Origin of the sequence: Pseudomonas sp. MWU16-30317, assembly GCF_020515695.1 — a bacterium.
In the GTDB taxonomy this organism is placed as follows: Bacteria; Pseudomonadota; Gammaproteobacteria; order Pseudomonadales; family Pseudomonadaceae; genus Aquipseudomonas.
Genome location: NZ_JAIWJA010000012.1, coordinates 174,918 through 185,188, shown reverse-complemented (window position 1 = coordinate 185,188; position 10,271 = coordinate 174,918). Strand labels below are relative to the sequence as shown.

General features: G+C 54.3%; 10 protein-coding genes and 4 pseudogenes. 5 read left to right on the top strand and 9 right to left on the bottom strand.

Translation table 11 applies throughout. The annotated features are described in order from the left end of the window. Positions 1 to 121: 121 nt before the first annotated feature. Positions 122 to 382 (bottom strand): annotated as a pseudogene (locus LIX93_RS26675) (transposase); the annotation flags it as partial. A gap of 64 nt (positions 383 to 446) precedes the next feature. Here LIX93_RS26675 and LIX93_RS26670 point away from each other — a divergent pair. The 3 genes and pseudogenes from LIX93_RS26670 to LIX93_RS26660 all read left to right on the top strand — a co-directional run. Continuing rightward, positions 447 to 590: pseudogene (locus LIX93_RS26670) on the top strand (transcriptional regulator); the annotation flags it as partial. A gap of 24 nt (positions 591 to 614) precedes the next feature. Beyond that, a pseudogene (locus LIX93_RS26665) lies at positions 615 to 1,022 on the top strand (ArsB/NhaD family transporter); the annotation flags it as partial. A gap of 93 nt (positions 1,023 to 1,115) precedes the next feature. Next, on the top strand, positions 1,116 to 1,358 hold the full coding sequence (locus LIX93_RS26660; RefSeq protein WP_226507042.1) for a hypothetical protein: 243 nt from the start codon (positions 1,116 to 1,118) through the stop codon (positions 1,356 to 1,358). Positions 1,359 to 1,574: 216 nt separating this feature from the next. Here LIX93_RS26660 and LIX93_RS29630 read toward each other — a convergent pair whose 3' ends face one another. From LIX93_RS29630 to LIX93_RS26645, 4 genes are all read right to left on the bottom strand, one after another. After that, positions 1,575 to 1,697, bottom strand: a complete 123-nt coding sequence (locus LIX93_RS29630) for a hypothetical protein (RefSeq protein ID WP_260524928.1) — start codon at positions 1,695 to 1,697, stop codon at positions 1,575 to 1,577. 311 nt (positions 1,698 to 2,008) lie between these two features. Next, on the bottom strand, positions 2,009 to 3,637 hold the full coding sequence (locus LIX93_RS26655; protein ID WP_226507041.1) for a methyl-accepting chemotaxis protein: 1,629 nt from the start codon (positions 3,635 to 3,637) through the stop codon (positions 2,009 to 2,011). 686 nt (positions 3,638 to 4,323) lie between these two features. Beyond that, positions 4,324 to 4,998, bottom strand: a complete 675-nt coding sequence (locus LIX93_RS26650) for a response regulator transcription factor (protein ID WP_226507040.1) — start codon at positions 4,996 to 4,998, stop codon at positions 4,324 to 4,326. 719 nt (positions 4,999 to 5,717) lie between these two features. After that, complete coding sequence (locus LIX93_RS26645; protein ID WP_226507039.1) at positions 5,718 to 6,422, bottom strand: YoaK family protein; 705 nt, start codon at positions 6,420 to 6,422, stop codon at positions 5,718 to 5,720. Between the two features lie 128 nt (positions 6,423 to 6,550). On the opposite strand from LIX93_RS26645, the gene LIX93_RS26640 reads away from it, so the two are divergent. After that, complete coding sequence (locus LIX93_RS26640; RefSeq protein WP_226507038.1) at positions 6,551 to 7,489, top strand: DnaJ C-terminal domain-containing protein; 939 nt, start codon at positions 6,551 to 6,553, stop codon at positions 7,487 to 7,489. A 2-nt stretch (positions 7,490 to 7,491) separates the two neighbouring features. Then, complete coding sequence (locus LIX93_RS26635) at positions 7,492 to 7,791, top strand: chaperone modulator CbpM (RefSeq protein WP_226507037.1); 300 nt, start codon at positions 7,492 to 7,494, stop codon at positions 7,789 to 7,791. A 22-nt stretch (positions 7,792 to 7,813) separates the two neighbouring features. On the opposite strand, the gene LIX93_RS26630 is transcribed toward LIX93_RS26635, so the two are convergent. The 4 genes and pseudogenes from LIX93_RS26630 to LIX93_RS26615 all read right to left on the bottom strand — a co-directional run bounded on the left by LIX93_RS26630 (position 7,814) and on the right by LIX93_RS26615 (position 10,172). Next, positions 7,814 to 8,242 (bottom strand): potassium channel family protein, encoded by a 429-nt coding sequence (locus LIX93_RS26630; protein WP_226507036.1) that lies wholly within the window; start codon positions 8,240 to 8,242, stop codon positions 7,814 to 7,816. A 163-nt stretch (positions 8,243 to 8,405) separates the two neighbouring features. Then, on the bottom strand, positions 8,406 to 9,185 hold the full coding sequence (locus tag LIX93_RS26625) for a PRC-barrel domain-containing protein (RefSeq protein ID WP_226507035.1): 780 nt from the start codon (positions 9,183 to 9,185) through the stop codon (positions 8,406 to 8,408). A gap of 190 nt (positions 9,186 to 9,375) precedes the next feature. Next, positions 9,376 to 9,741 (bottom strand): annotated as a pseudogene (locus tag LIX93_RS26620) (helix-turn-helix domain-containing protein); the annotation flags it as partial. Then, on the bottom strand, positions 9,729 to 10,172 hold the full coding sequence (locus LIX93_RS26615) for a FecR domain-containing protein (protein ID WP_226507048.1): 444 nt from the start codon (positions 10,170 to 10,172) through the stop codon (positions 9,729 to 9,731). The pseudogene LIX93_RS26620 and the gene LIX93_RS26615, both read right to left, overlap by 13 nt. Positions 10,173 to 10,271: the final 99 nt, after the last annotated feature.

The window sequence follows — 10,271 nt, the reverse complement described above, 5'->3', positions numbered from 1 at the left end:
CTGGGTCAAGTTTTTTGACGGGGACTTAGCCTCCAAAAAGCCAGCGACCACTGTCCAGAGAGTTCAGTGTAGTACGTAGTGTTTCTAGTCCAGTGGGCCGCGGCGCGCCGGGGAGGCGGTTTTTTAAGATGGATTTTTCCCGTTCCAGCCGATTGATACGAGCTTCGAGTTCCTGGATTTTTTGCTGCTCAGGCGTCAGGGCTTTGCTGGTCGGAGTAACACCGCCACGTTCTTGCTGGAGCTGGTTCACCCAACGACGCAAGGCCGACTCAACAAGCCCAAGCGAACGGGCTGCTTCGGTATGGCTGTAGCCTTGGTCGAGCACCAGGCACGCAGCCTCGCGCTTGAACTCTGGGGTAAAGGTACGACGTTGCTTGGTCATCAGACACCTCTCTGTGGCGAGCATTCTCGCCTAAATGGGTGTCCGGTTTCATTAGACCACTACATACCAGCTGCATCCAGCGCTCCCAACCTGGGTAACTGCGCTCTTGAAAGAGGTCATGGACGCCAATCAGCACTGGCTCGAGACCGAAGCCAAGCGCCTGTGCGGCATGGAAGATCGGCCTGACAACCAGACCCTGTGCAGCTGATTTACGTTCTAAGTAGGTTGCAAAATGCTAATTGCCCTATTGATCTTTATCGCCACTATCGTTCTGGTCATCTGGCAGCCTCAAGGGCTGGGCGTTGGCTGGAGCGCGACCTTTGGAGCGGTGCTCGCCCTGTTGGCCGGCGTCGTCACGCTGGGGGACATTTCCGAGGTTTGGCATATCGTCTGGAATGCCACCGCCACCTTTATCGCCGTGATCACCATCAGTCTCTTACTCGATGAGGCGGGCTTCTTCGAGTGGACGGCCTTGCATGTTGCACGCTGGGGGGCGGGGAATACGCGCAAGCTCTTCGCTTTTATCATCCTGCTGGGCGCCGCCGTGTCGGCGTTATTCGCCAATGATGGTGCGGCGCTGATCCTCACGCCTATCGTGATCGCGATGTTATTGACGTTGCGCTTCAGTCCTGCAGCTACCTGGGGTTGGACGCATATCTCAGGGATGGACGGTCAGCATTTGTTGACCACATAAGCGCATAGTCGAGGTTGATTTCCTTTCTAGGACATTACGATGCTTTCGGACTTCGATGCCGCGATAAGAACTAGGTTTTTGGTTCACTTGAACCAAGACATGCTGTACATGGGCCGACACCCGGCCAATGCTCAAGGCTGCCATGATAGTGCCGTTTCGGTGGTCGAAGCGTTGAGCAGAATCGAGCTGATCAGTTCCATGGAGAAAGAGTCACTGCTTGCAGGTGTCGATTTTGCTTTGATGGGCGCAATCAAGGCCTTGCGACTGCGAAGAGGCGAATAGCCGTTAATCCATGCTTCCACTGTAGATTCGGTTTTTCGCCCGGAAATCTTGCCCCGCTCCGGTTGTCCGCTGGCTTACTTTCTCGCCTGTACCATATCCCTCAACCGATTTTCCGTTGCTTCATCGAACAGGATATACATCTTCTCGATCCTGGCAGCTCCGAGGGTGCGTGCTGTTTCCAGCCCAGGGACGAATCCTCGGCCATGGCACCAGCTATCACTGCATGGTTGGGGTGGCCGCTTGCTCGATCGCGGCGAGGATGGCTTGCGGCAGGATCATGTTCTCGAGGCTCATGCGCAACTCCTTGTCAGTGGTTTGCAGGCGGGTTGACCGCTTCATGTGCGGCCAGTCGCCCTTGCCATGCCCGGTACCCGTTTTGCGTGTTCTCAGCGGTGGACAATCTCAGGTAGGCGTCGGCTAACATGACCTACGAACATGCGTAGTGGAGCGAGGGCGCTCTATGGAGCTAGGTACTGCGTCCAGATTCTGTTGAATATTCGAAGCCGACCGTAGCGACGAGGAGGACTTTTTCGAAAGCGACCTCGTTTTTATGGAAGGCGCATCAAATATCGTTCCATTACAACTGAAAGACACGCTTGCCAGGTTGAATCAACGAAGCTGAACTCAGACTGAATCGCTGAACTTCACGCTTACATTTTGAAGCGTATGACCACGGCGTTCATTTCTGCGGCAAGGCGTGAAAGCTCATTACTGGCGACGGATGTCTGACCTGCGCCTTCGGTGCTGAGCGCAGACAAATCGCGGATACTGACCAGGTTGTGATCGATGGCGCGCGCAACTTGTGCCTGCTGCTCGGCGGCGGTGGCGATCAGGGTGTTCATCTCGGTAATCTCGCGAATGCTCTGGGCGATCTCTGTCAGGGCAGCACCTGCTTCATGCGCTACATTCAAGGTATCTTTTGCCCCGTCGCAACTGTCCTGCATCGACCGAGTGGCCAATTCAGAACCATTGAGTATTGCGTCGATCATCTGCTCTATTTCTTGCGTCGATTGTTGTGTGCGGTGGGCAAGCGCTCTGACTTCGTCGGCTACCACGGCAAAGCCCCTTCCCTGCTCGCCTGCGCGCGCAGCTTCAATGGCCGCGTTGAGTGCCAGCAGGTTGGTCTGTTCGGCGATTTTTCTGATGACCGCCAATACTTTGCTGATGTCTTGCGACTGACCTGCGAGGCGTTGCACGTCGACGCTGGTCGCCAAGACGGTGGCGCTGAGCTTTTCAATCGCATTAACGGTACTGGAAACCCGATGAGTACCACGTACGGTTGAAGCGTTCGACGCCTTGGCGGCAGTGGAGGCAGCTGCGGCATTGCGCGCAACCTCATCGACCGCTGCGGTCATTTCATTGACTGCAGTGGCTGCTTGTTCGATCTCCTGGTTTTGCCGCCCAAGGCCTTCGCTGGATTGCGCCGTGATGGAGCTCATTTGTTCGGCGGCGGAGGCCAGCTGGGTGGATGAGCTACTGATCAAACTGATCGTTTGACGCAGGTTTTTCTGCATGTTGGAGGTCGATTTCTGCAGTGCGGAAATTTCATCCTTACCTGAAAAACCGACTTCCCCGCTGAGGTCTCCACTGGCAATCTTGTTATTGAGCACAAGCAACTCGTTGAGCGGGCGAACGATACTCCGGGTCAACAGCACCGCCAAAACTACAGTGGCCAGCACCGACGCGATAATAATCAGCCAAATGAATAAAACACCGGCTTGATATGACTTCTCTGAAGACTCGCCCACCTCATCGGCCTGATCTTCATTTATTTTAATCAATACATCGGTTGCGTCTTGTAGCACCTGTGCCACTGGCGCAATATTTGTATCCACATACGCGGTTACAGCGTCAATCGTACTGGTTCTACCGAGTTCAATGACGGCGTCCACCTGGCTTGAGAATTTATTGGCTGAAGAATCCACAGTCTGATAGCTTTCTCGCTCCTGACGGCCCGCTTCATCGGTAGGGGCAAAGGGCGCATAAGACGCCACCTGCTTCAGCATTACGTCTCTAGACGCTTTCAACTGCGCGACCGCAAGCTCCTTGGTCTTTGCATCGAGCCCAATGAAGCGGCGAACATTGAGACGTAGTCGTAACGTTGCAGTACTTATTTTATTGGCCACGGAAATGCTTGCCATAGCATCGGTCCGCAGCTCATTCAGATTCGCCCTTAGCTCCTGCATTTTCCACAGAGAAATTCCCCCCAACGCAATGAGCAAACAGGTGATTAGCATAAAACTAACCCCGGCTCTAACCGACACGCTAAAATTTCTCATATTATTACCTTTATGTAGAGCACGGGACCACGGGCGTATGAGGCTATCGGCTATGAGAAACAAACCTTAAGCAAATATATTGATTTTACTGAATAAATACCCAACCTCTTGAAATATAACCTATTTAATTTTTGAAAAAAAATAAATAAAATAAAACACACATTTCGCACCGAAATACCATAAATTAATTAAAGCTTTTGAGAGTTTCCTTTCTCCTTCTCTAGAGGGGTCGGGGGCGCATTCAGGCATCACGCGCGCTACATCCACCTGAGTGCTCGACTCGGGCCTTGATCGAGCTACAGGTTGAAGTACTCCAGAATGCCACACCGATCCGGTTGGTCTGCACGAAGGGGTTTCGGCTTAGAGAGTTGTAGCGTCGCTGTCCTGGCTCGCGCCGTGGGCAGGTAGGTCCGTGCTGGAAGTCTGTATCGCGGTTCATCAGGAACTGGGGGGGACGTGACAATCAGCAATTAATCATGTCGGAGGCGATGAGTCTTCCTTGGTCCATGTGAAGTATCGGGGATCGGGCATAGCCTACTCCTTGGCTGGAGAAGCGAGTATAGCGGGGGTGGATTATCCAGCCAGGATTTCAGATTAGTGAGAGAAGATGATAGTACATAGAATAATATAATTCTCTCGCGGCTGAGAACTTTGAAAGTTGCTCATGAGACGTCGATGATGGTGCATCATTCGACAGCCGCCAGCTTGTAACCGCGACCGTGCACGGTGTGTAGCAACGGCGAATCGAAGTCCCTATCAAGAACTGTACGTAGAAGATGAATATTACTACGTAGGCTATCACCGCGGTGAGCATCACGACCCCATACAGCCTTTCGCAACTCGTTGCGGGAAACGACGGCGGGACTACGCCGCATGAATAGTTCTAGAAGCTTCAGGCAGGTCAAATTCAGTCGCAATAAAATCTGCTCGCGAGTCACCTCAAAGGTATCAAGATCAAACGACAGATCCTCTACCCTGAGAACTCGATTTCCACGCCGAGTGCGCCTCGAAACTACCGCTTGAGTGCGTGCCAAAACTTCGCTAAACGCACAAGGCATCGTGATGAAATCATCAACCCCCATCTCAAAGCCGGTAAGCCGCTCCGGTAGGCTTTCAAAGTCTCCGATCATAATGATACTGAGCTGGGATTTTGAGTATTGACGTAGTGAGTGGCAAATCTGGTAGCCATCCATTCTTGGCGCCTTGGTGCCGACTACTATAGCGTCAAATTGCATGGTGACTGCGAGATTGAGTCCTGTTAGCCCGTCGTATGCGTTTTCCACATGGTGGCCGTTGTTATAAAGGAAATCGACTAAATCGTCATTGAATTTCCGATGGCGCTCTATCACGAGAATTCGCATCAATCCTACTCCTTTAGGTAGCCGATCATCATGGGTCAATCGGCTAAGTGTGCTTGAGTCATATGGCATCGTGGAAAATTATGCGTCAGCGGTATCCAATAGGCTTTTATGACTGGCGCCTTATTATAGTGCATGGGACGGCTACTGTGAGCTTTTGAAGCTACGGCAGGGGGCGGAAGTCGCGAGGCGCCTCATTTAATAGCTTTCACCGGCTTATAATGGGCTGCCAACGTTGTTACTCTGAGGGAGAAGCATACGCTGCGAGATTCCAGAGAGACAGCGTCAATGTATCGATCCACAGAGACCCTTTGGATTCGGTCCTTGTCAGTATTGAGACGAGGGAATTTCCAGCCAGGTGGGTAGGAGGTTGGCAGGGATGCCGGGGAAGGGAGATTCTTGGGCCGATGAGTGCTAAGAGCGGCAAATTCCAGCTTGCCCAGCGAGCGTTTACTCAATGAACTCAATACTACAGCTTGCACTAACATGCTGTTTTCATCGGATGGTGGTTCATTTGCTAGGCCGCGCCATATGTCTTGGCCGCTTTTCCGTAGCCTCTTCGAACAGGATGTACAGGGCTTCGGTTCGAGCAGCTTCGAGGGTGCGCGCCGTTTCCAGCCCAGAACGAAAACCTCGGCCATGGCGCCGGCCTTTACGGCGTGGTTGGGGGTGGCCGAGTCTACGATCGTGGCGAGCAGGCGCTCACCGACAGCGAGGACGGCCTAACGTGACGTATAGCTCAGTTGCCACCGTCGGGGAATTTTCAAAAAAGCGACGCCTAGTGCTAACGCAAGTGCGCCGCTGAACCACAATGCATCCAGACCGAGACGGTGTTCCAACGTCGCGCCGATAATCGCTCCTATAAGCATTCCGGACCATGGCACAAGCTGTACCCGCCATCCATTGGGGCGCTCTCCGGTCAACCATCCGCCGAGCCCGCGGCCGAACCTAGATAGTGCTCCGGTCACATAGGTGACACCGATAGGCAAACCATTGACTTGCTCTACGGCTGCATTCAGCGCGCCCATGGCAAAAACGGTGGCAAGCAGCGACAGCACCTGTGGCGCTCGTGCCAACAGCGCTGCGGTGCAGAGAAGCGCAGCGATACATAGCATCAGGGGTAAGGCGCGCCGGCCGGTCTTTCGGCTGATGACCACCCCAACCGAGTTACCCATCACGAATGTGATGACCACCAGTACCAAGTGCAGGATCGCCCGCCAATTGCCTTCACTGACCTCGACTGCCAGGCGCGTGGTATTTCCACTCATGAACGAGACAAAATCCCCCGTCGCCATGAATCCGATGGCATCCGTCATGCCCGATAGCATGCTGAGTGCGGCGACAAGAAACAGGCCGATCCGGCCTCGCCATATTCGTGCACGGGCAAGGCGTTGATTATTGAAGATCCTGCGAGGCTTGGGCAGCATCGGATCGTTCCTGATAAAGGGCGGCAGGGCGCCGTTGTTGACTTATATCACCTTAAGCTCAGTCCTCAGCAGACGGTAACCGCTACAGGGTGCATGATGCTTGTCATCGTCGTCCCCGGAGCACCACCGTGGAATTCAAGAATTACTATCAGATTCTGGACGTACCCAATACCGCGACTGCCGAAGAGATCAAAAAATCTTATCGAAAGCACGCTCGCAAATATCATCCGGACGTTAGCAAGGAGAAAGATGCAGAGCTTCGGATGAAGGAGATAAACGAAGCTTATGCGGTGCTCTACGATCCCGAAAAGCGCGAAGCGTACGACCAATTAGGTGACAGCTTCGAGGAAGGCCAACCGTACAAGCCACCGCCAGGATGGGATGCCGGATTCGAGTTCAGTGGGCCTCGACGGTCCTCGGGTAGTGCTCCGGACTTCAGCGATTTTTTTGCTGATTTTTTTGGCCAGGCCCACCAAGAAGGAGGGCACGGCAGCAGGGCGCAGAAGGGCGAAGATCAACACTCGTCGATCAACGTCGGGTTGGCTGATCTGTATTCCGGAACGACCCAGACTATCACCCTGCGTGGACCTCGCCACGATGCGTCAGGACGCCTGGTGATCCAGGACCATACGCTCAGTGTGAAAGTCCCCAAAGGTATTCGACCCGGTCAACAGATCCGGCTGAGTGGCCAAGGGCTGCCGGGCAGTGGAGGCGAATTGGCTGGGGATCTTTACTTGGAGATCCAGCTACGGGCCGATCCACGTTACCGGGTTGAAGGCGCAGACGTATTCCAATCGCTTCCAGTTACTCCCTGGGAAGCGGGCCTGGGCGCCTCCGTCGAGACCTCTACCCCGTCTGGAATCGTAAATGTCAAAGTGCCTCCAGACTCCCAAGGGGGAAGACAGCTGCGTTTGAAGAATCGGGGTATTCCAGGCTCGCCAGCAGGTGACCTCTACCTGCAATTGGAGATCGTCCTACCACCCGCGGACAGTGAAAAGATGCGCAAGCTTTATGAAACGATGGCAAGCGAAATCTCCTTCAATCCTCGTCAGAACAAAGGGGTATGAAAATGGCCAATATCCAGATTACGACCGTCGAGCAGGTTGATATCGTTCTGCTGGACACTGCGCAGCTGGCGCACGCCTGCAATGTCCAGGTGGCATGGGTGATCGAGCGAGTCGACGCTGGCCTCCTTGACCCAGCTGGCTCTGGGCCCTGGATCGATTACCGCTTTACCAGCTCGCAATTGCGAAGGGCTCGCGAAATGCTTGCAGTGGAACGGGACTTCGATGCGAATCCCGAACTGGCAGCGCTAGTTGTCGATTTGCTCGAAGAAGTGAGAGCGCTGAAGCGTCGATGGGGCGTCTAGGTAAAGATGACCCCGACATCCATCAGTCATTGACCTCCCAATACCTTTGCATTTCCAGGAATAGAAACGAGGCGGTCCAGGTGATGAGCATCAGTCCCGTCAAGGCTTCTAGACCGGTCAGAAACTTGAGCGAGCCGACTGGTTGAATGTCGCCAAAACCGATGGTTGTAAACGTGGTGAAAGAAAAGTAGACGCAATCCAGCAAACTACCATCGAACTGACCCTCCAACGTGCCCCAGTCTGTGTAGGCGATAATCAGCCGGTAGGCGAGAGCAAAACACCAGACCTCCGCAGCGTGGGCTGCCATAGCGCCAAAAACACCAATCACTAGCCTGAAACGCAACCAAATCCTCAGCCGGGGTAATAACAGGTTTAAACGAAGAAGACATTCGTAGTGAAGAATCACTGTGAGCATCACCACGAACAAATTGACCACCGTCACTCCAAGCATGGCCACGGCCTCCGGTGTGCGCCTTCCAATGGTGCCCAACCCGTGACTCAAGAAGCGATTTTCGATGCCCCAAGGTCGTCAACGTGGCCGCGTTTCAGGGGAGCAAAGTCGCAGGTGCGCAGCCGTTGGAAAACAGGTGCTGCCCCGAACTGAAGTTTCGCCATCACTCTCGCACATTGATTTGCGTAACCGTTTCAACCTGCCAATAGCCGACCCTGCCGTAGTGTTTGTACAACGTCGCTTCGTGCCCGCGATTCAACTGCTCCGATGAGTCGTACTGTGGTGAAGTTTTGACAGCGTCCTGATCAAGGTCCAGCGCCACTGTCTGGTCCTCCCATGACACAGAATCGATCCACTCGGGTGAGATCAGCACGGTGTGTCCAAGCCACCAGTTGCTGGTGTAAACAACCAGATATTGAACGGCCCAAGTCTCTTCGTTGATCAGCAGACTTTCGACATGACCTATCTCCCCATCGGTGGCTCTGATGTGGTAACCGATGATGGCTTGGCAACTACGTAAATGCGGATCGTCATTTTGATGGAGGAGGCGATGTGCAGTCGCCAGATTCTTCCTGGTCAGACTGTCTGGGCCTCCTGAGGAGGAGGCGTTACCTGCACTTCCCCAATAGTAAGGGTAGCCGTAGTAACTAAGAGATTGCATCTCGTGTTGCCGGGAAATCGGCCTGTCGGTGCCTATGTTGGGGCTATTCTCGACTTGGTCCTTGTTGAGTGTCACCAGCAGCCGATGAGATCCTATATCGTTTTCTTTGATGGCGAAAGGCGGTATGAGCACCTTTCGGCTGAAGAGCCAGGATCCGGTATCTACTATTAGATAGCGCACGACCCAGACCTCATCATCGAAGTAGAAGTCTTTCACCGTGCCGATGTCACCGTCGATGGCGCCGAGAGTAAGACTCTCGAGATCTTGCATGCTGCGTAGCATAGGGTTGTCCTTTTCTATACGGCATGGTGTATCTGATACACGACAAGGCTGCTGGTCGAGCAAGTGACTCAACCAATTCATTACTGTGCGCTGAGCGGTCTTCGACGTCTGTTCGGTGCCGCACGTGGCCAATGGACAGGTAACGAAGATTTTTGTCGGAGCAGGACTTTTGAACATGGCCGGTCGGTGATCATTTATGACGCTGTCGTGTGTATTGCTGCAATCGATCGGTTTCGGCCTTGACCACCGAATAGCTCTCGCAGGAGAGCTGCTCCAGCCGAGGGCGGTCAAGAACTCGAATCTGTCCACGCCTGTATTCGATGACGTCTTGGCGTTGCAGCTTGCCGGCGGCTTCGGTGACGCCTTCTCGGCGAACCCCGAGCATGTTGGCGATCAGCTCTTGCGTCATGCTCAGTTGATTGCCCTGCAGACGACCCAGGGACAACAGAAGCCACCGGCATAACTGCTGATCGATGGAGTGATGGCGATTGCACAAGGCAGCCTGGGACATCTGCGTAATCAGTGCCTGCGTATAGCGGAGCATCAGCAATAGCAGGTATCAAGGCCGTTATCCCTGAACTCACGGACCCCGCCTGAGGTAAACAGCAATGGGGTTCGGGTCGCAACGCTGCCGCCAACGCTGCCGCCAACGCTGTCGGTAACGGGCCGGCGGTATCCAGGGAAGACCGTGACGGCCCGTCCCTGAAACGCGAGCAGAGTACCGTCGTCACGCTCGCGCGCCAGAAAGCGCGGGCTCTGGGCGCGGATGACTCCGTCGCGTGTCTGCACCCAAAAAGGTCGCGGTTGCGTCGAGCGCTCATCCGCGCCGACGTTCACGATGATTTCACCACGGCGCAAAATGATCAGGCGTCTGTGTGTGTCAAAAACGCTGTCGACAGCGCTGTTGCTGTTGAGCTGGATCAGGCTGCCATCATCCAGCTGGAAGCTTCGTTGTTCGCCGGTGCCACTATGCTGCTGCGCAAGCATGGCCGGTAGCGGTGTGTAATCTCGGCCGAGCCAGGCGGTTGCACTGACCGTGGTCAATAGACCCAGCAGCTTCAGGCATTTGCGTCGACGCATTCCACG